The sequence below is a fragment of the Nonomuraea sp. NPDC049480 genome, assembly GCF_044465905.1.
In the GTDB taxonomy this organism is placed as follows: Bacteria; Actinomycetota; Actinomycetes; order Streptosporangiales; family Streptosporangiaceae; genus Nonomuraea.
On sequence record NZ_JBITMD010000033.1, the window covers coordinates 50,610 to 74,652 of the forward strand.

Here is a 24,043-nt window from a genome sequence, read left to right on the forward strand (position 1 = left end):
CCTCGGCCTTTCCGCGATCGGCTGTTTCGCCGAAGCACCACCTGACGGCCGAACCCTACGTCCTGAGTCCGGGAGGAGCGGGCCGAGGACGTGGGCCCGGGCTTGGACCGCCGCTTGGTGACCGGCCTCAGGTCAGGGTTTCCTGCCGACTCCGCAGAATCCGTCCACTTCCGGCGCATCGTCGATGTCGGGCCGCCAGCGCGTGGTCGAGACGATGCCGGGAGGGAGGATCTCCAGGCCGTCGAAGAAACGCCCGATCTGCTCCGGTGTGCGGATGGTCAGCTTGGGCGTGCCGTGCTCGTTCCAGTGCCGCACCTCCTCCTGCTTCGCCGCCGGGTTGATGACCGCGGTGATGTGGACGATCGCCAGATGGCTGCCGGCGGGAACGGCCTCGAGCAGGCGGTTGACGATCGCGTACGCCTCCTTGTCATCGTTGAGGAAGTGCACGATCCCCAGGAGCATGATCGCGATCGGCTGACTGAAGTCGAGCGTCCGCTCGGCCGCGGTCAGGATCGTGTCCGGGTCGTGGAGGTCGGCGTCGACGTAGTCGGTCTTCCCCTCCGGGGTGCCCCTGAGCAGCGCTTTGGCGTGCGCGAGGACGACAGGATCGTTGTCGGCGTAGACCACCCGCGTCTCCGGGGCCAGCTCCTGGGCGACCTCGTGCGTGTTGCCGGCCGTGGGCAGGCCGGTGCCGATGTCCAGGAACTGCCGGATCCCCGCCTCGGCCACCAGATGACGCACGGAGCGACGCAGGAAGGCCCGGTCGGCTCGGGCGGTCAGGACGATGTCCGGGTTGATGCGGCTGATCTGGTCGCCGACTTCGCGGTCCACCGCGTAGTGGTCCTTGCCGCCCAGCCAGTAGTTCCAGATCCGCGCGGAGTGCGACACGGTCATGTCGATCGCGGGAGGCCACTGGCCGGCCGCGGTCGAATTGTCGGTCATGGGGGCTTCTCCTGGCTCGTACGCTGCACCGAGGGGCCTTCAGCATAAGGTCGCCCGCGGCGCCGCATCGACGGGGCGATCATGGAAGTTTGCCGGAAAATTCATCATTAGCGCACTTTTGTCGAATTCCAATTCCCGCATGGCCGGACAAATCGCCCATATGAAGTGCGCGGGAAAGGATGCACTCAACGTCATCGGCACGTCATCCCAGACGCGGCAAATCATGATAAATTCCCGGCAATACGGGGGTCTGGAGCCTGGCGTTCGTCGAGGTGACAGGAATGCCTGGTGCGGACGCGCCGGGCAAGGTTCTCTTGCGGATTGCGAATGTCCCATCGCCCCACATCGGAAGGGTTGCGTCATGCGCGTGCGCCGGACACGGCACGCAGGACACGGAACAGGCAAGACCGCGGCCGTTCTCGGGCTGCTCCTCCTGCTCGGTGCCTGCACCGGCACGCAGCGGGCGGCCCCGCCCGATCCGGCGGCCGGCAACGCGAGTGATCCCACCGATCTCCGCGGCGACTGCCCTGCCACGATCGTGGTCCAGACCCAGTGGACTCCGCACATCACCGTCGAGGGCGGGATGTACCACCTCCTGGGCCCCAACCCGGTCATCGACGCCGGCAAGAAGAGTGTGACCGCTCCTCTGGTGGTCCGGGGCAAGGACACGGGCGTCAAGCTGGAGCTGCGGGCGGGCGGCCCGGCGATCGGCTTCACCCAGCCGTCCGCGCAGATGTACCTCGACACCGGCATCGATCTCGGCGTTCTCGGCGGACTGGACGAGGGGGTCCAGGTGTCGGCCACCCAGCCGACCCTCGCCGTCATGGCCCTGGTGGAGATCCACCCGCAGATCATCCTGTGGGATCCGGCCACCTATCCCGGCTTCACCACGATCAAGGACATCGGCCGGACGAACACCAAGGTGTTCTATTTCGGCGGGAACACCTACATGGAGTACCTGGTGGGGGCCGGCCTGCTCAGGCGCGGCCAGGTGGACGGCTCCTACGACGGATCCCCGTCGCATTTCGTCGCCGCCGGCGGCAAGGCGGCGGTGGCCGGGTACGCCAACGCCGAGCCGTACATCTACGAGAAAGACGTGAAGCAGTGGCGCAAGCCGGTGAAGTACCAGCTCGTGTACGACGCCGGCTATCCGAACTACGGCCCTCCCCTGGTGATCCGCCCTGCCGACAAGGACAAGCTCGCGCCCTGCCTGCGCAAGCTCGTTCCGATCCTGCAGCAGGCGCAGGTCGACGTGCTGGCCGAGCCGGGCCCGGCGATCGATCTCACCTTGCGGCTCAACCAGGCCTACAAGGTCGCCACGCAGTACACCAAGGAGAGCTCCGAGTTCTCGGTCCGTCAGATGAAGGAGCTGAAACTCAGCAGCAACGGACCCGACACCACCGTCGGCAACTTCGACGTCCCCCGGGTCCAGCGCCTGATCGACATCACCAAGCCGATCTTCGCCGCGCAGAAGAAGCCGGTCAAGGACGGTCTGCGGCCCTCCGGCGTGGTCACCAACGAGTTCATCGACCCGAAGATCGGTTATGGGGCCGGCTGAACAGGCCGGCTTCACCGTGTCGTTCGCCGGTGCGGGCAAGCGCTACGTCGACGGCACCCAGGCGTTGTGCGCCGTCGACCTGGACGTCGCCCCCGGGCAGTTCGTCACGGTGGTCGGCCCCTCCGGATGCGGCAAGAGCACGCTGCTGCGCCTCGCGGCCGGGCTGACCGAGGCCACGCAGGGCTCGGTGCACCGGGGGACCGCGTCCGTGGGCTACGTCTTTCAAGATCCCACGCTGCTGCCGTGGCGCACCGTGCGCTCCAACGTCGAGCTGTTCGGCGAGCTGCGCGGGCTGTCCAAGCAGGAGCGGCGGCGGCGCGCGGACGAGGCGATCGGCCTGGTGGGCCTCGCGGACTTCGCGCACGCGCGGCCGCGTACCCTGTCGGGCGGGATGCGGATGAGGGTGTCGCTGGCCCGCGCGCTCACCCTGGAGCCCGACCTGCTGCTGCTCGACGAGCCGTTCGGTACGCTGGATGAGATCACCCGCGAACGGCTGAACGACGAGTTGCTGCGGCTGTTCGCCGTACGCCGCTTCGCCGCGTTGTTCGTGACCCACTCGGTGACCGAGGCCGTCTTCCTCGCGACCCGGATCATCGTGCTGTCGGACCGGCCGGGGCGGATTCTCGGCGCGTTCGACGTGCCGTTCCCCTACCCGCGCCCGCCCGAGCTGCGCTTCGACGCGGAGTTCACGCGAGTCGCGGGCCAGGTGTCAGCGTGCCTGAGGGGGACGACCACGTGAGCACCCGCCGCCGGTGGCTGCCGCCGCTCGTCGTCTTCGCCCTCGTGATCGCTCTGTGGTATGCCGTCACGTACGTGCTGCTGACCCCGGACCGGCGGTTCCTGCTGCCCCCGCCGGACGCCGTGGTGCGGGTAGGGCTCCTCGATCCGGACAACCGGGGCGAACTGCTCGCCGGTCTGCTGCTGTCCGGCCAGGTCGCGCTGCTCGGCCTCGCGGCCGCGGCCGTGATCGGCATCGCCTTCGCGATCGCCATGGCCCAGGCGAGCTGGCTGGAGCGGTCTCTCCATCCATACCTCGTGATCCTGCAGACCATCCCCATTCTCGCGATGGTGCCGCTGTTCGGGTTCTGGTTCGGGTTCGGCTTCTTCACCCGGGTCCTGGTATGCATGCTGATCGCGTTGTTCCCGATCGTGACCAACACGCTGTTCGGCCTGCGGTCGGTGGACGAGGCCCACCACGACCTGTTCACGCTGCAGCGGTCGGGGCGGCCGGCCCGGCTGTGGAAGCTTCAGCTCCCGGCGGCGCTGCCCCATGTCTTCACCGGCCTGCGCGTCTCCGCCGGCCTGTCGGTCATCGGCGCGGTGGTCGGCGACTTCTTCTTCCGGCAGGGCGAACCCGGCATCGGCACGCTCATCGACCTGTACCGGTCGCGGCTGCAGTCCGAGCAGCTGTTCGCGGCGGTCGGGCTGTCGTCTTTGCTCGGGCTCGCCGTCTTCCTGGGCTTCGGCGCGCTGGCCCGGAGGGTCACGAGCTGGCACACGGCGGCCCGGGACTCCGCCGGCTAGCCGCTCAGAGCTGTTCGAGCATGGCGGTCAGCAGGGCCGGGGTGGCCTCCTTCGGCTCGGCCTGAATGGTCAAGGTGTTCATGACCGTGCTGTAGTTGTCGAGATCGGTGGGCTTGTCCAGGTAGACCGCGCTGGTGAGCTGCTCCAGGTAGACCACGTCGGGGAGGTCCGGCGCCTCGAAACGCAGGATCGTGAAAGACCCGCCCGTCGCCGCGTGCCCGCCGATGTGGAAGGGGACGATCTGCAGCGTGACGTTCGGCAGGTCGCACGCGCTGATCAGGTGTTCCAGCTGGGCACGCTGGACCTCGCGGCCGCCTATCGGCCGGGTCAGCACCGCCTCGTCCATGATCGCCCACAGCGTGGGCGCGTCGGATCCGGTGAGCAGTTGCCGGCGCTGCATCCGCATCGCCACGCGACGTTCGAGATCGCCGGGGTCCTGGCCGTGCCGGATGCCGATGACGGCCCTGGCGTAAGGCTCGCACTGCAGCAGGCCGTGCACGAACTGCACCTCGTAGCTGCGGATCGTTCGCGCGGCCTGCTCCAGGCCGAGGTACGGCTCGAGCCAGCCGGGAAGCACGTCGCTGTATTGGTGCCACCACCCCGGTGTGCCGGCCCGGCGAGCCAGCTCCAGCACCTTCTCGCGCTCGTCAGGGGCCGTGATGCCGTACAGGGTGAGCAGGTCGGCCACATCGCGCTGCTTGAAGGGGCTGCGGCCCAGCTCCATACGGCTGATCTTGGAGTGGCTTGCGCGGATGGCGTCCGCGGCCTGTTCACCGGTGATGCCCTTGGCCTCGCGCAACCGGCGCAACTGCGCCCCTACCATGATCCGCAGTGCGGTCGGCCCGCTCGGGGCACCACGCGCGACATCGGCGGAGGCGGAGTTTCCGGCTGGCCTTGCAACGGTCATAAGTCGATCCCTTTACCGGGGGAGAAGTACCTGCTGTATCACGCTGCCCCACTGTTACACAACTCTGCAGATCATATGCCGATATTCTCGCCGATTCGATCTCCGCATTCTTCCGATTGCCCGCGCCGTCGTGATCACGGCCCGGTGACCAGGTCGTCGAACTCGCCGTCTTTGGCGCCGGCGATGAAGGCCGCGAGCTCAGGGCGGGTGTAGACCAGCACGTGCCCGCCGGGGAAACGTGAGTTCCTGAGAGCGATCCGGCCGTCCGGCAGGCCGGCCACCTCCACACAACTGCCGTCCGAGTTGCTGTGCCGGCTCTTGCGCCATGCCACCCCGGACAACACCGAAGCGGACATACCATTGTAAATAGGAGACTCCATCACGTTTCTCCTTTTCGGATCGCGATGACGAACTCGACAAACACCCCGAAACAGAGCTATCGCGGCATATGTGCAGATAAATCACATGGCCACACCGCCGTAGGCAGATGTGTAATGCACGTGCATATGCACTTCTTTTCCATTGTACGTGCGTACGTGCTTGCAGAAATAGGGGTGCACCGGGTGGCTGCTCCGGCTTTCGGACCGGCGCGGCCGCCTACGGCGTCACCCGTCACGAGCGGCGACGCCGAGCGTGGGTCTTATCGCGAAATATCAACTCTTGTCCTGTCATGAGATCGCGGAGACACTGCGGACGTAGCCGTGGTGGACACTCGCTGGGAGGCGTCATGAGATGGCGTGCCGTGATCGTCGCGCTGCTGATGACGCTCGTCGCGGGGGCGGCGGAAGCCCCTGCGGACTCCTACGAGATCTGGCTGGTCGACCAGTCCGACACGAACGGCCTCGCCCACGGCGGCACCGTGCACGTGTACGACGGCCGCGACGTCACCAGGCATCTGTCCGCCACCCGCCCGACCGGCGTGATCGACCTCGGCGGAGCCACCTCGTCCCTGTGCCTGGCGAGCACCGGCCGGAACCCGGTCAGGCCGCACATGATCGTGTTCAACAAGGCCGACACCCACGCGGCGCTCGCCTTCGTCGCGAGCGGCCATGTGGTGATCTTCGACGCCGCCTCCCGCCGGCCGCTCGCCTGCCTCCAAACCGAGGCCGGAGCGGGTGGCGCCCGGCAGGCGCACGCCCTCTGGCCCACCGAGGACGACCGCTACCTCATCATCGCCAACCAGAACGGCAAGAAGCTGGAGCGGATCCGCACCGGCTACGCCGCCGGCGCGTTCACGCAGGAGCCTGCGGCGACGCTCGACCTGGCAGGTTGCACCACCCCGAGCGGCGCGCCCTGCCAGGCCGCCGGGATCCGCCCCGACAACGCTCCGATCTGCCCGTTCATCGCCTCCGACAACGGCCCGGTCTTCGTGAGCCTGCGGGGCGGCGGCATGTTCGTCGTGGACTGGCGCACCGCGCCGATGACCATCGTGGGCGAGTACGACGCGGATCACGTGCCCGCGAACGGCTGCGGCTTCATCGAGGCGAAGGGCGCCGTCTTCGGCGACGGGGGCGGCGGCACCCCCGCCAACCTCGACCAGTTCAGCGTTTTCCGGATGCCGCGGGGCGGCTACTCCGTCTCGAATCCGCCCAACACGCCTCCCGTGGAGCGGCTCTACGACGACGACTCTCCGGACCGCGACGCCCACGGCACCGCGGTCGGCGCCAGGGACCGCCACGTCTGGGTGGGCGACCGCGACGGCAACGTGGCGGAGGTCTTCGACGGCCGCACCGGGGCCCGCGTCAACACGGTGGCGCTGACGTCGCCGTTCAGCGCCGATCCGACGGTGGATCTGTTCGCCGGGTCCCCGGATCGCGCATGGGTGTTCGCGTCCACACGCGGCCCGAACCCGCTCTCCGGCGACCCGCACTCCTCACACGGCACAGACCCCGGGATGCTGATCGTCCGCATGACGGACGAAGGCCGCGCCGGTCAGGTCCGCGGCCTGATCCCCATCACCAACGTCGACGCGGCGGGCGTCGAACGCGCCGACGCGCACGGCATCCGGGTACGGCGCGTGCGCTGACCCGTCGCCGCGGTTCGCGTGGGAACACCTCCGACGTATGCGGGGACGACATCGTGTTTCGGACAGGTGTCGTATGCATGAAGAGCCATTGACAGTTCGGGTGTTCCATGGGATCACAGTCAAAAGATCCCATCTTTACTGACGCCCCCGACCCCCTCCCTCAGCCGGCCACCAGCACGGTGGCGCCGGGCCCCCGCCCTCTCCTCGCCGACGCAGCGCCCGGGAGAGCCGGGACCCGGTGAAGGCACCGTTCATCGCACCACTCGATCCCGAGGAGCACCATGCGTCAGAACCCTGCCAACCTGAGCCGCCGAACGCTCATCGGCGGGGCGGCCGTCGTCGCCGTGCCCACGCTCGCGGGCGGAGTCGCGGCGGCGGCCGCCGCACCCGCCCGCGCGATCACCGAGGGGGCGGCCGGCCGGCCCTCGGACGCATCGGCCGCCCTGCTGGAGCAGTGGGCGCAGGCACCCGGATCCCACCCGGTGATACCCGATATATCCCGCGCCGGTTACCGCCTCGGCGCCCGGCTGCCGCGGCCGCGCGTGGTGACCCGCGTGACCGACCACGGCGCCCGCGCGGACGGGACGACGGACTGCGCCCCGGCGTTCAACGCGGCGCTGCGCGCCGCCGGGGAACGGGGCGGCGGCGTGGTGCTGGTGCCACGCGGCACCTACCTGCTGTCGTCGCCGGTCTTCATGCACTGGTCCAACGTCGTCCTGCGCGGCGCCGGGCGCGACGCCACCGTGCTGCGCTTCAACCGGACGCTGAACGACGGGTACCGGCCGGCCCGGCAGTCCAACGGCAACAGCCGCTGGTCGTGGACCGGCGGGCAGATCTGGTTCATCGCGGCCGAGCGCCGGGCCCGGTCGGAGGCCGAGGACTTCGCCGGCACCGAGGGCTGGCTGCTGGGCGACACCCTCGCGCAGGTCGGCGCCGCCTCCCGCGGCCAGCGGACGCTCCTGGTCTCCGATACCGGCGGGCTGCGCGAGGGCGACATGGTGATGCTCGAGTGCGACAACCCTCCGGACGCGAGCCTGCTGACGCATCTGGCGGGGGACGTGCCCGGCGCCCGGACCTACGACTGGCCGCGGCGGGCACCGCAACTCGTCACCGGCTCCGGCGGCCAGTACATCCAGTACGCCTCCCTTCAGTGGCCCGTCCGGATCGAGGCGATCCTCGGCGACCGGCTGGTCGTCCTGGCCCAGCCGCTCAAGTACGATCTCCGCGCCGGCTGGCCGGCCCGGCTGCGCGCGATCGGCCCGACCGTCCACGACAGCGGCGTCGAGCAGCTGACGATCCGCAACGAGCTGGTCGCGATGACCGCGCACAACAAGCACCCCGGCTCGAACGGAGTGTGCTTCCAGGCCGTGCACGACTGCTGGGCGAGCGAGGTGCGCGTGGAGAACTGCGACCTCGGCTTCGGCTTCACCTACGCCAAGTCGATCACCCTGTCCCGGGTCGCCGTCGGCGGACGGGCCGCCCACCACAGTTTCGCCTGCCGCATGCAGTCGCACGACAACCTCGTCGACGACTTCGAGATCGAGGCGTTCACCGTCCCGGTGCCGTCCGGCGCGGTCCACCACGGCCTCAACCTCGAGGGCCTGTCGTCGGGCAACGTCTGGCGGCGCGGCCGGATGGCCGAGGGCACCTTCGACACCCATCGGGCGCTGCCGTTCGAGAACGCCCGGACCGACATCACCCTGGTGAACAACGGCCGGGTCGGCGGCTCTGCCGCGTCCGGCCCGCTGTTCGGGGCGCGGATCGCGCACTGGAACGTCCGGATCACCGGCGGCAGCCCCTATGCCGTGACGATCGCGGACGTCGCGCCCCGCAGCGTGACCGTCGGCGTCCAGGGCACCACCGGCGCCTCCAGCGAGCTGCCGCCGGATTTCACCGGCGACCTGGAGAGCCTCCTCGTCGGACAGGGCTCGCCGCCCCGCGTCACCGACCTGTACGCCGGCCAGCGCGACCGCACGGATTGACCGGTGCGGACGCGCCGGCACGGGCGTGGGCACACGGGCCGGCGGCGAGCCGGCCCGTGTTCACCCCCTCTGACGCGTGGGTGAGGCCACGGCGATGTGCGGGCGTCCGGTTATGGGATGCGGGCCGACGTGGGCGCGTACCCCGAAGACCGCCTCGATGAAGGCGGGTGTCAGCACCTCCAGGGGCGGGCCGTGCCCGGCGACGTGCCCGTCCCGCAGGACGACGACCTGGTCGGCGTAGGCGGCGGCCTGGTCGAGGTCGTGCAGGGCGGCCAGCAGGGTGAGGCCGAGAGAACGGATCAGGTCCAGCAGGAGGAGCTGGGACCCCACGTCCAGGTGGTTGGTGGGTTCGTCGAGGACCAGCAGCGGCGCCTCCTGCGCCAGCGCGCGGGCGAGCAGGACACGTTGCCGCTCTCCGCCCGACAGGGTGGTCATCAGCCGGTCGGCGGCCCAGTCCATGCCGACCCGTTCCAGCGCGGTGGTGACCACCGCGTGGTCGGCGTCGTTCTCCCGGTCGAGCAGCCGTTTGTGGCTGTGACGGCCGGCGGCGACGACCTCGGCGGCGGACAGTCCGGCGGCGACATGGTTGTGCTGGGGCAGGACGGCGCGGTGGCGGGCGGCCTGGCGGGGCCGCATCCGCCACAGGTCCTGCCCGTCCAGCAGGACCACGCCGCCCGACGGGCGCAGCGACCGGTAGACGGTCCGCAGCAGCGTGGACTTCCCGCTGCCGTTCGGGCCGACGAGCGCGACGAACTCGCCCGGCCCAGCGGTCAGGTCGACGCCGTTGACGATGGTGCGCGCGTCGATGCGGGCGCTGACGCCGGCGAGGTCAAGTCGCATCGGCGCCTCCATCGGCCCGGCGGCGCAGCAGCCACAGGAAGAACGGCACGCCGAGCCCGGTGGTGAAGATACCGACGGGCAGCTCATTGGGCCGGTCCGCGATCCGGGCGGCCAGGTCCACCAGCACCAGGAACAGCGCCCCGGCCACCAGGGACACCGGCAGCACGCGGCGATGGTCGGCGCCGACGACGAACCTGACCAAGTGCGGGATCATCAGCCCGATGAAACCGATGCCACCGACGACGCTGACCACGGTGGCCGTGAGCAGCGATCCGGCCGCCAGCAGCCCGATCCGCAGCGCGGCCACCGGCACGCCGATGGCGATGGCGGCCTCCTCGCCGGCCAGGAGCGCGTTGAGCGCACGGGCCTGCAGCGTCAACCAGGTCATGCAGGAGACGATGAGCAGGGCGGGCACGCCCAGGTCGGCCCAGGACGCGCCGGCGATGCTGCCCATGAGCCAGAACATCATGCCCTGCAGCTCCGTGGGGTTGAGCTGCAGTTGCACGAACGTGGTGGCCGCGGCGCACAGGTAGCCGACTGCGACCCCGGTCAGCACCAGCCAGGAGTCCAGCAGCCGCCCTGCGCGCTGGGCGAGGACATAGACGAGCAGCACCGACAGAATGGCGGCGGCGAAGGCGGCCCCGGTGACGCCGAGCGGGCCGGTCAGGCCGGCGGCCAGCGCGGTGCCACCGAGCGCGGGGACCAGCACCGCCCCGAGGGAGGCAGCCGAGGACACCCCGAGGACGTACGGGTCGGCGAGCGGGTTGCGGACCAGGGCCTGCAACGCGACCCCTGCCACGGACAGGCCGGCTCCGGCCAGCGCGGCCAGCAGCGCCCGCGGGGTGCGGATCTCCCAGACGACCTGGCCGAGCAGCGGGTCCGCCTGCGCGCCGCGACCGGACAGGTGCGCCCAGACCACTCCCCAGACCTGGCCGAGGGGGAGGTTGACCGAGCCGACGGAGATGCCGGCCACCAGAGCCGCGACCAGCGCGACGGCCAGGGCGGCCAGCAGCATGCCCGTCGCGGGTCCGGAGACCAGGTGCGGGCGTCGAACCGGCGCGGACCGTGATACGGGAGTCAGGGTGTCAGTCACCGGGGTGGACCACCTTGGAGATCTTCTCGACGGCCCAGGCGTTGAGCGGGCCCAGATACACACCGTCGGAGACCACCGTGTAGGTCCTGGACCTGGAGGCGGCCCAGTGCGGATAGGCCGCGAACAGCTCGGCCGCCTCTTGCTCCGCGTTCTCGTCCGGTGTGAACAGCCCGACCACCAGCACGTCCACCTGGGCGGTCGCGAGCTGCTCCCTGTTGAGGGTCCGGGTCATGTCCCCTGTCTGGCCGGCGAAGGCGTTGACGCCGCCGGCGGCCTTGATCACGTCGTCGTAGATGCCGCCGGTCATCACGGCCGGCAGTCCGTTGGCGTTCATCATGGCCATGCCGGGATAGGCGATGAGCACCTTCCTGGCGGGCCGGCCCGCCACCCGCGTCCGTACGGCCTCGACGCGGGCGCGCAGCTCACCGATCAGGTCGAACGCGCGTTCCTGCACGTCGAACACCCGCCCGAGCAGGCCGATGAACTCCAGCGAGGAGTTGATCGACTGGTTCTGGAAGGCGCGTTTCTCCTCCGGGGTCGCCTCCGGCTTGCCCATCGCGCAGTTGACCGGGTTCACCAGCGAGGTGATGCCTGCCGCGGCGAGCTGCTCGCGGGTGGCGAAGCCCTTCTTGGCGTCGAACCCGCCGGACCAGGTGGACACCACGAGGTCGGGCTTGAGCTTGAGCACCTGCTCGGCGGGGACGTCGAAGTTCTTGTTCATGGTCAGCCCGCCGGTCGGCAGCGCCTTGATCTTGGCGATCATGGACGGGTCGTCGGAGACGCCGTAGTGCTGGGCGTTGGCCAGGATGGTCTTCTCCAGGCCGAGCAGGATGAAGCTCTCCGCCTCCCCCACGCTGGTCCCGTTGAGGATCAGCACGCGTTGCGGCGGGCGCTGAAAGGTGACCCGGGTGCCGCAGTTGTCGAAGGTCAGCGGGTAGGCGGTCCGCCCGGCGGGTGCGGTGGCGGCGGCCGGCTCGCTGGACGAGCCGGCGGGGGCGCCGCAACCGGTGGCGATCGAGGCCACGAGCGCGGACAGCGCGGCGGCCAGGGGACGGCGCAAACGACAAGGTCTCATCGGAATGTGTGCTCTCTGCGGATTGGAGGTACGCGTCACCCGCACCGGGCACACGGTGGTGTCCGGCTCGGCGACGCCCGGCCTGTCGTCGGCGGAACCGCAGCGGGCGGCGATGGCGATGGCGATCAGCGCAGCCCGAGGCCCGGAGCCGGGTCCGGGCGCGCCACAAGCGCGCCACACCCAGGAAGCGCGTTGTCAGGAACGCCGGACGGCCCCACGCCCGGCGACTCGCCGGCGCAGGTCAGGCAGCCATCACCGGATCACGCGACCGCCGCGGCTCCGGCCGGCCGTCCAGGGGGTCCCCGCCGGACGAGGGCATGGCGCAGGAAGAGCCGGACGCACGCGGTCTCGTCCCCGCCGGCGCGCGGGATCGCCCGCGGCCCGGCGGAGGTCCAACCGGTCGCCAGGAAGAGCAGGACCAGCAGCGGGCGCAGCACCCACCCGGCCAGTTGCCGGACCAGGGCGCACAGGCCCGCCTCGACCCACCGCAACCACGCGGAGGTCACCAGCACGCCGGCCGCGTGCATGACCAGCATCCCCAAGCCCGGCGAGCTCACGTCGTGGAACTGGCTCATGTCCATGCCCGGGGTGTGCACATGGTGTGCCATCGCCTGGCGGTTCGCGCTCTGAGTCAGCAGAACGTGCAGGATGACCTGCGACAAGGCCGTCGCCGGCAGGATGGAGCCCAGGCTGCGTTCACGCCCGGTCAACGCCAGCGCGGGCAGCAGGAGGAGCAGGAACCCCTTCAGTGCCGAGACGGGGTCGAAGGAGCCCCCGCCGGCCAGGTGCCCGAGCGCGGCCAAGGCGGCGCACGTGGCGGCGAAGCTCGCCGCGCGCACCCACCGCACCACCGAGAACGGACCCATACGGGGCAGATCCTCCCACACCACTGCCGAGGTCTAATGATCAGGCGCCATACGCTGAGGTACGCACGGTGCCGTGGCCGGGTTCACCTGCGTGGCGGGCCGTTTTCCTGAAGTCGACCGGTCTGCGAAATCGAACGATCACGTGGCACTATGACCGGGTGCATGTCGGTCAGCCCCTCTTGCGCGCGACCACGCCGGCCGGCGCGCTGGTGCCGGCCTGGATGGCCGGGTCCTGATCGTCGTCACGGGAGGCGCCGGCCACGTTGCGGTGACGGACGGCCAGGCGATCGCTCGATCGGCGTTCAGGCGCCGCGGCCGATGCGGGCGTAGACCTCCGGACGCGCCGAACGCAGGTAGGTCGCGAATGCCAGCCCGAGCGCCCCCGCCGCGAAGATGAGGCCGGGCAACACCCAGGTCAGCATCGACCCCTGCTCCGAGCCGAGCAGGGCGCCGAAGTTCAGCAGCGCCAGGACGAAGACGACGGCGAGCCCGATCCCCGACGCGATCGGCGCGATCATCGTGTTCCACGCGTGCTCCCCGCGCCGGTCACGGGCGAAGAAGCCGGCCACCGCGGCCGAGGTCAGGACCAGCAGCAGGATCACCCCGAGCGCGCCCAGGTTGGTGAACCAGCTGAAGAAGGTCAGCATCGGGTCCCCGCCGGACAGCGCGAACGCCACCACCACTGCCGCGGCGAGCGCCGTCTGCGTCATCGAGCCGACGTGCGGTGAGCCGTGCCGCACGTGCGTCCGGCCCAGGACATCCGGCAGCACGCCCTCACGACCGAGCGAGAAGAAATACCGCGCCACCGCGTTGTGGAAGGACAGCAGCGCCGCGAAGACGCTCGTCGCCAGGAACACCTGCGTCAGGTCCGAGAACACCCGCCCCACGTGCTGCTCGGCCAGGACGAAGACGAGCCCGGGCCCGTGCTCGGCCGACTGGGCGACGATCTTGGACGCCCCGGTGCCCATCGTCATGGCCCAGGCGGTGAAGGCGTAGAAGGCGCCGATCAGGCCGACGGCGATGTAGGTGGCGCGGCCGACCGCGCGGCGGGGGTCACGGCACTCCTCGCTGTAGATCGCCGCCGCCTCGAAGCCCATGAAAGCCGCCATCGCGAAGCAGAAGGCCGCCCCGACCGCGCCCGACCCGAGCGCGCCGAACTCCAGCGGGGCCGCGGAAAGCCTCTCCGGTGCCTGCGCCACCATGCCCAGGTCGAAGATCAGCACGGTGAGGAACTCCACGGCCAGCAGCACGCCCAGCACCCGCGCGTTCAGGTCGATCCGGCGGTACCCCAGCACCGCGACGACCACCACGCCCGCCAGCGCGACCGCCCACCAGGGGAGGTTCAGGCCCATCCGGGTGTTGAGCAGGTCGGCGGTGACGAAGCCGAACAGTCCGTACAGGCCGATCTGCATGGTGTTGTACGACAGGAGGGCGACGAAGGCGGTGCCCACCCCGGCGGTGCGGCCCAGCCCGTGGGAGACGTAGGCGTAGAAGGCCCCCGTGTTGGAGATCGAACGGCTCATGGCCGCGTATCCGCCGGTGAAGAGCGTGAGCAGGATCGCCAGCAGGATGTACAGCAGCGGGACGCCCACCACGCCGGTCACCGCGAACTGGGTCGGCATCCCGCCGGCGGCGACGGTCAGCGGCGCGGACGCGGCGACGACGAAGAAGACGAGTTCGGCGACTCCGATCCGGCGCCGGCCGGTCCGGGAGGAAGAGGACACGACATCGGGAATGGCCATCGCAACTCCAAGGCCGGTGCGGATCCTCCAGATCGTTTGGGCCCGCACGAGATATGAATGCGGCGATCGTACGGGCTCAAACGAAACCTGACAAGGGCCCCGAGCAGCACTTCCCCAAGGCCGGGAGACCCGCCCTTGACGTTCCCGCGACGGGACCGGCGGCGGGCCGGCGCTGTCGCAGCCGTCGCCGCGGCGATGGTCTCGCTCGTGACGGACGTGGCGGTCAGCGTGGCGCCGGTGTCCACGGCCACGAGGAGCTCCCGTCCATCACAGCACGTCCAACAAGGACGAGTGCGTCAGAAGGGGTGAGGAGGGCGTGAAGGCGAAGACATGATCCGCATGGACGAGGGCCGCTAGCCGATCCGCGCGGACGGCCACGCGCCTGACCGCACGAGGTCCCTGGCCAGCCGCGCCAGCTCCGTCGCCACCGCGTCCACCGGGGCCGGGACCCGGCTTCCCTGCCGCAGCCCGAGCACCACCGACCGTTCCACCTCGGGCTCCGTGAGCGGGGCGCCGCTGAGAACCCCCGCCGCGACGTCCGCGGCCACTCCGGCCGCGGGGAGCACCGTCCAGCCGTGCCCGGCGAGGACCAGCTTCTTCTGCAGGCTCATGGAGTTGGTCTGGATGCTGATCCGCGGCTGCCCGGGCACGGCCGAGCGAGCCTGGTCGATGAGGACCCGCAGGCCGTGACCGCTGACCGGGAGGACGAGCGGCTGGGCGAGGACCCTCTCCCACGGTACGGGGGATCCGGCGGTCAGCCCCGCCTCCGGCGGCGCCACCGCCCAGAGGCGTTCCCACAGCAGCGGGACCACCGACAGCGACGGGGTGTCGTTCAGGTTATACAGCAGCGAGATGTCGACCTCGCCGGAGTCGAGCCACTGCTGCAGATGCCCCGAGTAGGCGGTCAGCAGCCGCAGCTCGATCCCCGGATGGCGCTGCGCCACGGCGTCGATCAGCGGCTGGGCGAGGACGTCGATGACGCTTTCCAGCAGGCCCACGGTGACGATGCCGGTGACCGCGCCCGGTTCGGGGCGGAGCTCGGCGCGTGCCCGCTCCAGTTCCTGGAGCGCACGGCGGGCACGCGGGATCAGCAGCTCGGCGGCGGGGGTCGGCACCATCCCGTGCCGGGTCCGCTCGAAGAGCGGCACCCCGAGTTCCTCCTCGAGCGTGCGGATCTGGCGGGTGACCGCCGGCTGCACGACGTGCAGCAAGCGCGCGGCCTTCGTGACGCTGCCCACCTCCGCCACCGTCACGAGCGCCGTCAGCTGCCTGAGCTCCACCGGCCGGCCCTCCTCATGCCGCATGCGCATCGGGTCATCACGAAAGGCTATTTTACCCACGTCTCGATGACATCGCATGATAGGCGCAGGAGCGGGCGATCGGCCGCGAGCGCGTTCGCCGATCGCCGGAGCCGGCCGGAACCGCACACGGAAGGGATGGGGATGAGCCGCAAGGTCGCGGAGGGTTCGCTGGCCCGGTCCCTGCGGGACTGGCAGCCCGGATCGGTCGAGATGACCCGGCGGGTGGATCCGTGGTTTCCTGCCGCGTTCGCCGATCTCATCGGCGCGCCGGCGGCGGGCGACGCGCTTCCCCCGCTGTGGCACTGGTTCGTGCTGCTCGACCACCCCGCCCGGTCGAACACCGGCGAGGACGGCCACCCCGCCGACGGGCCGTTCCTTCCGCCCATTCCGGGCCGCCGCCGCATGTTCGCCGGCGGCAGGCTGCGCCTGGAGGCCCCGATTCCGATCGGGACGGATCTGTCGAGCCGCTCGAGCGTCTCGGACGTGTCGGTCAAGACCGGCCGCAGCGGTGAGATGGCGTTCGTGACCGTCCGGCACGAGCTCGCCGTGGGCGGCGCGACCGTCGGTGTCGAGGAGCAGGACATCGTCTACCGCTCCGAGCCGGCAGGGGCGCCCCGGCGTACGCCGCCGGCTCCGGAGACGGGGCTGCCGGAGCCGGCCGGGGAGTGGCGGGCGGAGCTGGCCACCGATCCGGTCCTGCTCTTCCGCTTCAGCGCCCTGACCTACAACGGGCACCGGATCCATTACGACCGGCCCTACGCCACCCGGGTCGAGGGCTATCCGGACCTCGTGGTGCACGGACCGCTGCTCGCACTCCTGGCGCTGGAGCTCCCGCGCCGCCACGCCCCGGACCGCTCCGTCCGGACCGTCGGCTACCGGCTCGTGCGGCCGGCGTTCATCCCGTCGCGCATCGTGAGCGCCGGCCGGGTCACCGGGGCCGGCGTCGAGGTCGTGGTCGGCGCGCGGGGCGCGAGCCCGTCGCTGACCGCGACCATCGGGCTCGCATGAGCGGGCCGCCGGACCCGCGAGCACAAGAACGCGATCCCGCGCGAGCGCGGCAGAACCACTGAGGAGAGGCATCGGCATGACCGACCTGAGCGCTGAGGAGCGGGCCGTCGTCGAGGTCGTGCGCGACTTCGTCGACCACGAGGTGCGGCCCGCGGTCCGCGACATGGAGCACGCCGACCAGTACCCCGAGAAGTTCATCGAGCAGATGAAGGAGCTGGGCGTCTACGGGCTCGCGGTTCCCGCACCGTGGGGCGAGGCGCCCGTGTCGATGCCCTGCTACGCCCTGGTCACCGCCGAGCTGGCCCGCGGCTGGATGAGCCTCGCGGGCGCGATGGGCGGGCACACCGTCGTCGCCAAGCTGCTCGTCGCCTACGGGACGGAGGAACAGCGGGACCGCTACCTGCCGAGGATGGCCACCGGCGAGATCCGCGCGACGATGGCGCTCACCGAGCCGGGCGGCGGCTCGGACCTGCAGGCCATGACCACGGTCGCCCGTCGTGACGGAGACGGGTACATCGTCAACGGCGCGAAGACGTGGATCACCAACGCACGCCGCTCGCAGCTGATCGCGCTGCTGTGCAAGACCGACCCGGCGGCCGAGCCGAAGCACAAGGGCATGTCGATCCTGCTGGTGGAGCACGGCCCCGGCCTGACGGTGCCGAAGGACCTGCCCAAGCTCGGCTACAAGGGCGTCGAGTCGTGCGAGCTCGTGTTCGACGGCTTCCGCGCTCCCGCCGGCGCGGTGCTCGGCGGCCTCGAGGGCCGCGGCTTCGGGCAGATGATGAAGGGGCTGGAGACCGGCCGCATCCAGGTCGCCGCCCGAGCGCTCGGCGTCGCGCAGGCGGCCTTCGACGACGCCCTGCGCTACGCCCAGGAGCGGGAGAGCTTCGGCAAGCCGATCTGGCAGCACCAGTCGATCGGCAACTACCTCGCCGACATGGGCACCAAGATCACTGCGGCCCGGCAGCTCATCCTGCACGCCGCCGAGCGGTTCGACTCCGGCGACCGCTGCGACATGGAGGCCGGCATGGCCAAGCTCTTCGCCTCCGAGGTCGCCATGGAGGTCGCGCTGAACGCGGTGCGCATCCACGGCGGGTACGGCTACTCCACCGAGTACGACGTCGAGCGTTACTTCCGCGACGCCCCGCTGATGATCGTCGGCGAGGGCACCAACGAGATCCAGCGCAACGTCATCGCATCCCAGCTCGTCAAACGCGGCGGGCTTGGCACGGTGTGAACGGGTGCCGGGAATGCCCGATGGCGGCCGGGCGTTGAGGCGAGCATCAATTTAATATTCAACAACTTGGAGGGGTCATGCCCGCCATCACCGCCGACACCCTGACGCTGCCGCGCGTCACCGTACCCGATCCGGCCTCCGTCGCCCGGCGTCCGGTGAGGTCGGTGACGACCGCGCCGAGCGGGTTCGAGGGTGAGGGATTCCCGGTACGGCGCGCGTTCGCCGGTGTGCCGCAGTCCGCGCTGGACCCGTTCATCCACATGGACCAGATGGGCGAGGTCGAGTACGCGCCCGGCGAGCCCAAGGGCACCTCCTGGCACCCGCACCGCGGCTTCGAGACCGTCACCTACATCATGGACGGCATCTTCGAGCACCAGGACTCCAACGGCGGCGGCGGCACGATCACCGACGGCGACACGCAGTGGATGACCGCGGGGTCGGGACTGCTGCACATCGAGAAGCCCCCGGAGCACCTGGTGGTCTCGGGCGGGCTGTTCCACGGCGTGCAGCTGTGGGTCAACCTGCCCCGCGCCCACAAGTTCCACCTGCCTCGTTACCAGGACATCCGCGGCCGCCAGGCGGCGTTGCTCGCCTCGTCGGACGGCGGTGCGCTGCTCCGGGTGATCGCCGGAGAGCTGGACGGGCACGCCGGACCCGGCATCACGTTCACCCCGATCACGATGGTGCACGCGACGGTGAGCCCCGGCGCCCGGCTGGAGCTGCCGTGGAACCCCGGCTTCAACGCCCTCGCCTATGTGCTGGCAGGGCACGGCTTCGCCGGGGACGAACGCCGACCGGTGCGCAAGGGCCAGCTGGCCGTCTTCGGCCAGGGCGGAGCCCTCACCGTCACCGCAGGTCCGGCCCAGCCGCAGGCCGAGCCCAACCTGGAGGTGCTGCTTCTCGGCGGGCAGCCGATCCGCGAGCCGGTCGTGCACTACGGCCCGTTCGTGATGAACACTCGCGCCGAGATCATCCAGGCGATGGAGGACTACCAGGCCGGCCGCCTGGGCGTCGTCCCCGCCGACCGCGTTCCGCACGCCGACGGGCCCGTCCCGGGAGAGGAGTGACATGCCGATCGAGAACCTGGCCGAGGAGTACGAGCGCGGTCGCCTGTTCTTCGACTCGCAGGACTACATCGGGGCCGCTCGCATCCTGGCAGGGGTGGCCGCGGCGGCGCCGGAGAACCTGGCGGCCCGGCTGCTGCTGGCCCGCGCCTACTATCACTCGGCCCAGCTCGGCCGGGCCGAGTCCGAGCTCCGGCTGGTCCTGGAGCGCGACCCGGCAGAGGAGTACGCCTGCCTGCTGCTCGGCCGGACGCTGCAGCGTCAGAACAGGCCGAAGGACGCCGAGCCGTACCTGCGTCTGCACGCCGCGATGACCGGCGAGTGACGTGCTCGGAAAAGCGCCGGCTGTGACGAGCCGGCGCACTAGCATCGTCCGTCCACTGGACGATGCCGGCGATCAGCCGCACCTGCTGTGCCGGGCGGAGCCTTGACCCCGATGCCTGTGAGCGTCCCCCCGAGAGCCCGGCTGGTGCGGCGGCCGGATCTCCTCATCGAAAATCGCGGACGCTAGTCCTGCGCTTCGACGCGGTAGAGCGCGTGCAGGAGCGGCAAGGTCACCGCGGCCATCTCGGCCGGGGGCCGGTGGCATCCGCGCTGGAGCCAGTCGGCGGCCACGCCGATGAGCGCCCCCGCGGTGAACGCGGCAGGGACGTCCTGCGAGATGTCCGTGGGCGGGCCGGTGGGCCCGGACTGGTCGCCGGCCTGGCGCTGATGATCGTGGATGGCCGTGGCGATGCGGTTGCGGATGTGGTCGATGACGCGTGCGCTGCCCTGCGGCCCCAGCAGGGCGCGGTAGAGCCCGGCGTGCTCGGCGAGGCTGGTGAAGAACGCCGCCAGCGACTGGATCGCCCCCCGCGCCACGTCCGCCGGGTCGGGGCCGGGGACGGCCAAGGACTCGATCAAGCCGTCGATCATCGCGGTGCACGCGTCCTCGGCGAGCTCGTGGACGTCCCGGTAGTGGTCGTAGAAGGCAGAGCGGCTCACTTCGGCGGCCTCGGCGACGTCGGAGACGCTGATCCGGGACAGGTCCTGCTCCTCGACCAGCTGAATCAACGCGCGCGCCAGGGCCGCGCGGGTGCGGCGCACGCGCCGGTCGCCCGATGGGGTGTTGCTCTCTTTGGTGGTGGCCACGTCCCCCAGCTTACCGTATGACTACACATGTCGGTTTTCTTGCACGTGTAGGCTAGTCTGTGATCGGGATGACGAAAGGACCTCGACACATGTGGACACGTGTAAGCCGGACCCCCGCACACCACCCGAGAGACCCCTCGTGACCTCGCCCGGGCGCATTCTGATCGTCGGCGCGTCGGCCGCCGGGCTGAGCACGGCGGAGGCGCTGCGGCGGCACGGCTACCGGGGCAGGCTGACGCTGCTGGACGCCGAAACCCATCTCCCCTACGACCGGCCGCCGCTGTCGAAGCAGGTCCTGGCCGGCGCCTGGGAGCCGGCCAGGACCCGGCTGCGCGGCCAGGCGCAGCTCGAGGCGCTGGACGCCGAGTTCGTGCTGGGCGAGCCCGCTGTCGCGCTGGACGCGGCGGCCCGGGCCGTCACCACCGCCTCCGGCAGCGTGCTCCGGGGCGACGTCCTGGTCATCGCCACCGGTCTGACCCCGCTACGGCTCCCGGGCCAGGACGGGCCGGCGGGCGTGCACGTGCTGCGCGCCCTGGACGACGCGCTCGCCCTGCGCCGCGACCTGACCGCCGCCGAGCGGCTCGTGGTCGTGGGCGAGGGCGTGCTGGGCGCGGAGATCGCCGCCACCGCGCGCACCCTGGGCCTGGACGTCACGCTCGCCGGCATGGGGCACACCCTGCTGGGCGACCAGCTCGGCGACATGGCCGGCGCGATGCTCGGCCGGTTGCACGCCGAGCGCGGAGTCCGGCTGCGGCTCGGCGTCGCCGTCGAAGGGCTGACGGGGGATGCGGGCCGCGTCACGGGGGTACGTCTGGCCACCGGCGAGCTCCTGCCCGCCGACGCGGTCGTGGTGGCCATCGGCTCGCGCCCGGCGATCGGGTGGCTGGAGGGCAGCGGGCTCACCGTGGGCGACGGGGTGGAGTGCGACGCGCACGGCCGCGCCGCCGACGGCGTCTACGCCGTCGGCGACGTGGCCTCCTTCGCGCATGAGGGGCTCGGCAGGCGACTGCGCCTGGAGAACCGCACCAACGCCACCGAGCAGGCCCAGGCGGTGGCGGCGAACATCCTCGGCGCCGGCCGCCCGTACACGCCGGTCCCCTACTTCTGGACCGACCAGTACGACGTCAAGATCCAGGCCTACGGCCTGCCGTCGCCGGCGGCCGAGGTGACCATCGCCGAAGGCGATGTGGCCCAGCGCCGCTTCACCGCCCTCTACCGCGAGGGCGGGCAGGTCACCGGGGTGCTCGGCTGGAACATGCCCAAGCAGGCCCGCCTCCTGCGGCAACAGCTGCTCGGCGCCCGGCCGGCGCCTCACCCCGTCGCGCCCGCGTAGGGCGGCACAGGAACACGACTGATCAGCCGCCTGTCCGCAGGCGACCAACCATCCGTTCCAAGGAGAAGCCGAATGAGTTCCCACGAGCAAGTCCTGACCTATCCCATGCCGAGCGAGGCCGCGCTCGAGCCGCCCGCCGAATGGGGCGAGCTGCGGGGCAAGTGCCCGGTCGCCCACGTGACGCTGCCCAGCGGCGACCAGGCGACGCTGCTGACCCGCTACGAGGACGTCAAGCAGGTGCTCGCCGACCCGCGCTTCACCCGCCAGCTCACCGCCCCCGACGCGGCCCGCATATCGGCCGAGGGCGGCGGGGTGTTCAGCAGCGAGATGGCGGCGATCATCCCCGACGGCGGCGAGGAGCACCAGCACTGGCGGCGCCTGGTCGGCAAGTGGTTCACCGCCAAGCGGATGAACGCCTTGCGGCCCGTGATGGCCCAGATCGCCGAAGACCTCATCGACGACATGGTCAAGCGCGGCCAGCCCGGCGACCTCAAGGCGTCCCTGGGCTTCCCGCTGCCGGTCTACGTCATCTGCGACATGCTCGGCGTCCCCGCCGCCGACCGTGACCGGTTCTCGTACTGGTCCGACACCCTGCTCAACCTCACCCGCTACAGCCAGGCCGACATCGAGGCCGCCCAGGCCGAGTTCTTCCAGTACATGTCCGACCACCTCGCCACCAAGCGCGCCGAGCCGGGCGAGGACCTGCTGAGCGAGCTGATCGCGGCCGGCGGCCCCGAGGACGGCGGGCTGTCCGACATCCAGATCCTGGTCACCGGCATGGGGCTGCTGGTCGCCGGGCACGAGACCACCGCCAACATGATCGGCAAGATGGTGTCCATGCTGCTGGCCGACCGCACCCGCTGGGAGCGGCTGCTGGCCGACCCGTCGCTGATCCGCACAACCGTGGAGGAGGCGCTGCGCTTCGACGCCAACTCCGGCTTCGGCCTCCCCCGCTACCTGCGCGAGGAGACCGAGGTCAGCGGGACGGTGCTACCCCGCGGCACCACCGTGATCTGCAGCATGGCCGCGGCCAACCGCGACGAGGACGCCTTCGAGGCCGCCGACCAGATGGACCTGACCCGCAGCCCGAACCCGCACCTGGCCTTCGGCTCCGGCGCGCACTCCTGCCTGGGCCAGGCGCTGGCCCGTACCGAGCTGCAGGTCGTGCTGGAGGTGCTGCTGCGCAAGCTCCCGGCCCTGGAGCTGGCCGTGCCGGTGGAGGAGCTGGAACGCGTGGAGGGGCTGGCCGTCGGCGGCCTGAGCACGGTCCCGGTCCGCTGGTGACCCCCGATCGACAAGGAGAGAACCCGAGATGAAAGTCATCGTGGACGAGGCCAAGTGCTGCGGCGCCGGCCAGTGCGTACTGATCGCGCCGGAGGTGTTCGACCAGCGCGAGGAGGACGGCATCGTCATCCTTCTGGAGCCTGAGCCCGGCGCGGACCAGCACGCCCTGGTCCGCGAGGCCACCGCCGTCTGCCCCGCCGCCGCGATCGAGGTGAGCGAGCAGGCGTGACGAGCCCGGAGTCCGGCTGAGGGCCGCCGCGCGGCGGCCCTCAGCCGGATCTCCGCACTCACGGGAGCCGGTGCGCCGCGCGTATCCGGGACAGGTGAATCAGCAGGTCGGTTGTAGGCGCACAGATAGCGGAACAGCCGGTGCTTCACGGTCACGGACTCATGCGAGTCGTGGGTGGCCTCCCCCAGTCCCACCACCGCGGCGTCGTCGTCCGCGGGAAGGCGCTTTCTGCCACTCCCGTGGAGGTAACCCGCACGGCCCCTGCTCCGCGGGCAGCGTCTGCCGCTTTGCCAGAGATCTGCCAAAGTCCGTTGTCACCATGCCCGCATGACCACATCACGACTGGGCGCCACCGCCCTGATCGCCGCTGTCGTCCTCGCCACGGTTCCGGGGAACGCCGCCGCGGCCACCCCGCCGGTGACCCCCGACTGCGCCTGGGGCGTCAAGGTGTCCGCTGACACGCGCAACATCTACTATCCCGACTCCGCCGCCGCGTACTGGGTGTTGCCGTTCACCGTGCAGGAGGGGCTGCGGATCAAGCTGTCCGGCCGCTACCCCGACAGCCGGTACGCCTCCATCCAGGTGTACAAGGAGGGCGGCGGCCTGTTCGAGTCGAACGGCGTGGCGTGCCGTTCCCCGGCGTCACGTTCGAGCGCGACGGCGTCTCGAAGCCCGTACCGGCCTGCGACAGCCCGCAGACCGCGGCGGGCGGCACCGTACGGACCGCTCCCGGCGACACCGCGCTACCGGCGCTGGAGCCGGGCGCGCCCGCGTTCGCCCGTCCCGCCCTCGACGGCCGCCCCACCGGCGGCTTCCCGAACGCCGACTCCGCCTAGCTGTACGCGGACCTGACGCCGCCCACCGCCCGCCAGGTCGTCGTCATCCGCGGCAAGGCCCCGCG

23 protein-coding genes are annotated in these 24,043 nt (G+C 71.0%); 13 read left to right on the plus strand and 10 right to left on the minus strand.

Translation table 11 applies throughout. The features are described from left to right. Positions 1-132: 132 nt before the first annotated feature. The gene (locus ACIBX3_RS52725) at positions 133-942 is read right to left on the minus strand and encodes an SAM-dependent methyltransferase (protein WP_397128342.1); all 810 of its coding nucleotides are present in this window, start codon (positions 940-942) and stop codon (positions 133-135) included. 361 nt (positions 943-1,303) lie between these two features. Between ACIBX3_RS52725 and ACIBX3_RS52730 the strand changes: the two genes are divergently transcribed. From ACIBX3_RS52730 to ACIBX3_RS52740, 3 genes are read left to right on the plus strand one after another with little or no spacing between them, the layout of a single operon-like run. Next, complete coding sequence (locus tag ACIBX3_RS52730) at positions 1,304-2,500, plus strand: hypothetical protein (RefSeq protein WP_397128343.1); 1,197 nt, start codon at positions 1,304-1,306, stop codon at positions 2,498-2,500. Continuing rightward, the gene (locus ACIBX3_RS52735; RefSeq protein WP_397128344.1) at positions 2,487-3,239 is read left to right on the plus strand and encodes an ABC transporter ATP-binding protein; all 753 of its coding nucleotides are present in this window, start codon (positions 2,487-2,489) and stop codon (positions 3,237-3,239) included. The genes ACIBX3_RS52730 and ACIBX3_RS52735 overlap by 14 nt, the downstream gene beginning before the upstream one ends. Beyond that, entirely contained in the window at positions 3,215-4,024 is an 810-nt protein-coding gene (locus ACIBX3_RS52740) for an ABC transporter permease (RefSeq protein ID WP_397128345.1), read from the plus strand. The genes ACIBX3_RS52735 and ACIBX3_RS52740 overlap by 25 nt, the downstream gene beginning before the upstream one ends. A gap of 4 nt (positions 4,025-4,028) precedes the next feature. Here the strand turns inward: ACIBX3_RS52740 and ACIBX3_RS52745 are convergent, their stop codons facing one another. Beyond that, complete coding sequence (locus ACIBX3_RS52745) at positions 4,029-4,847, minus strand: helix-turn-helix domain-containing protein (protein ID WP_397128346.1); 819 nt, start codon at positions 4,845-4,847, stop codon at positions 4,029-4,031. Between the two features lie 218 nt (positions 4,848-5,065). Next, positions 5,066-5,287, minus strand: a complete 222-nt coding sequence (locus ACIBX3_RS52750) for a DUF397 domain-containing protein (RefSeq protein ID WP_397128347.1) — start codon at positions 5,285-5,287, stop codon at positions 5,066-5,068. 371 nt (positions 5,288-5,658) lie between these two features. Here ACIBX3_RS52750 and ACIBX3_RS52755 point away from each other — a divergent pair, with 371 nt between their 5' ends. Both ACIBX3_RS52755 and ACIBX3_RS52760 read left to right on the plus strand, forming a co-directional pair. Continuing rightward, positions 5,659-6,957: a hypothetical protein gene (locus ACIBX3_RS52755; RefSeq protein ID WP_397128348.1), complete on the plus strand. Its 1,299-nt coding sequence runs from the start codon at positions 5,659-5,661 to the stop codon at positions 6,955-6,957. A 281-nt stretch (positions 6,958-7,238) separates the two neighbouring features. Next, positions 7,239-8,939: a glycosyl hydrolase family 28-related protein gene (locus ACIBX3_RS52760; protein ID WP_397128349.1), complete on the plus strand. Its 1,701-nt coding sequence runs from the start codon at positions 7,239-7,241 to the stop codon at positions 8,937-8,939. Positions 8,940-8,999: 60 nt separating this feature from the next. Here the strand turns inward: ACIBX3_RS52760 and ACIBX3_RS52765 are convergent, their stop codons facing one another. The 6 genes from ACIBX3_RS52765 to ACIBX3_RS52790 form a co-directional block, all read right to left on the minus strand. Further along, entirely contained in the window at positions 9,000-9,779 is a 780-nt protein-coding gene (locus ACIBX3_RS52765) for an ABC transporter ATP-binding protein (protein WP_397128350.1), read from the minus strand. Beyond that, positions 9,769-10,872: a FecCD family ABC transporter permease gene (locus ACIBX3_RS52770; RefSeq protein ID WP_397128351.1), complete on the minus strand. Its 1,104-nt coding sequence runs from the start codon at positions 10,870-10,872 to the stop codon at positions 9,769-9,771. The genes ACIBX3_RS52765 and ACIBX3_RS52770 overlap by 11 nt, the downstream gene beginning before the upstream one ends. Further along, complete coding sequence (locus tag ACIBX3_RS52775; protein WP_397128352.1) at positions 10,865-11,932, minus strand: ABC transporter substrate-binding protein; 1,068 nt, start codon at positions 11,930-11,932, stop codon at positions 10,865-10,867. The genes ACIBX3_RS52770 and ACIBX3_RS52775 overlap by 8 nt, the downstream gene beginning before the upstream one ends. A 275-nt stretch (positions 11,933-12,207) precedes the next feature. After that, positions 12,208-12,813 (minus strand): hypothetical protein, encoded by a 606-nt coding sequence (locus ACIBX3_RS52780; RefSeq protein WP_397128353.1) that lies wholly within the window; start codon positions 12,811-12,813, stop codon positions 12,208-12,210. Between the two features lie 302 nt (positions 12,814-13,115). After that, positions 13,116-14,555: an APC family permease gene (locus ACIBX3_RS52785; protein WP_397128354.1), complete on the minus strand. Its 1,440-nt coding sequence runs from the start codon at positions 14,553-14,555 to the stop codon at positions 13,116-13,118. Positions 14,556-14,908: 353 nt separating this feature from the next. Further along, positions 14,909-15,865, minus strand: a complete 957-nt coding sequence (locus ACIBX3_RS52790; RefSeq protein WP_397128355.1) for a LysR family transcriptional regulator — start codon at positions 15,863-15,865, stop codon at positions 14,909-14,911. A gap of 132 nt (positions 15,866-15,997) precedes the next feature. Between ACIBX3_RS52790 and ACIBX3_RS52795 the strand changes: the two genes are divergently transcribed. From ACIBX3_RS52795 to ACIBX3_RS52810, 4 genes are all read left to right on the plus strand, one after another. Continuing rightward, entirely contained in the window at positions 15,998-16,864 is an 867-nt protein-coding gene (locus ACIBX3_RS52795; RefSeq protein WP_397128356.1) for a MaoC family dehydratase N-terminal domain-containing protein, read from the plus strand. Between the two features lie 76 nt (positions 16,865-16,940). After that, a complete protein-coding gene (locus ACIBX3_RS52800) occupies positions 16,941-18,101 on the plus strand; it encodes an acyl-CoA dehydrogenase family protein (RefSeq protein WP_397128357.1) in 1,161 nt (386 codons plus the stop codon). Between the two features lie 77 nt (positions 18,102-18,178). Continuing rightward, positions 18,179-19,168, plus strand: a complete 990-nt coding sequence (locus tag ACIBX3_RS52805) for a pirin family protein (RefSeq protein ID WP_397128358.1) — start codon at positions 18,179-18,181, stop codon at positions 19,166-19,168. A 1-nt stretch (position 19,169) separates the two neighbouring features. Beyond that, positions 19,170-19,490: a tetratricopeptide repeat protein gene (locus ACIBX3_RS52810; RefSeq protein ID WP_397128359.1), complete on the plus strand. Its 321-nt coding sequence runs from the start codon at positions 19,170-19,172 to the stop codon at positions 19,488-19,490. A 182-nt stretch (positions 19,491-19,672) separates the two neighbouring features. Here ACIBX3_RS52810 and ACIBX3_RS52815 read toward each other — a convergent pair whose 3' ends face one another. Further along, positions 19,673-20,296, minus strand: a complete 624-nt coding sequence (locus tag ACIBX3_RS52815) for a TetR/AcrR family transcriptional regulator (RefSeq protein WP_397128360.1) — start codon at positions 20,294-20,296, stop codon at positions 19,673-19,675. 139 nt (positions 20,297-20,435) lie between these two features. Between ACIBX3_RS52815 and ACIBX3_RS52820 the strand changes: the two genes are divergently transcribed. From ACIBX3_RS52820 to ACIBX3_RS52835, 4 genes are all read left to right on the plus strand, one after another. Continuing rightward, complete coding sequence (locus ACIBX3_RS52820) at positions 20,436-21,629, plus strand: NAD(P)/FAD-dependent oxidoreductase (protein ID WP_397128361.1); 1,194 nt, start codon at positions 20,436-20,438, stop codon at positions 21,627-21,629. 72 nt (positions 21,630-21,701) lie between these two features. Next, on the plus strand, positions 21,702-22,913 hold the full coding sequence (locus ACIBX3_RS52825) for a cytochrome P450 (RefSeq protein WP_397128362.1): 1,212 nt from the start codon (positions 21,702-21,704) through the stop codon (positions 22,911-22,913). Between the two features lie 28 nt (positions 22,914-22,941). Then, a complete protein-coding gene (locus ACIBX3_RS52830) occupies positions 22,942-23,142 on the plus strand; it encodes a ferredoxin (protein WP_397128363.1) in 201 nt (66 codons plus the stop codon). A gap of 327 nt (positions 23,143-23,469) precedes the next feature. Beyond that, a complete protein-coding gene (locus ACIBX3_RS52835) occupies positions 23,470-23,994 on the plus strand; it encodes a hypothetical protein (RefSeq protein WP_397128364.1) in 525 nt (174 codons plus the stop codon). Positions 23,995-24,043: the final 49 nt, after the last annotated feature.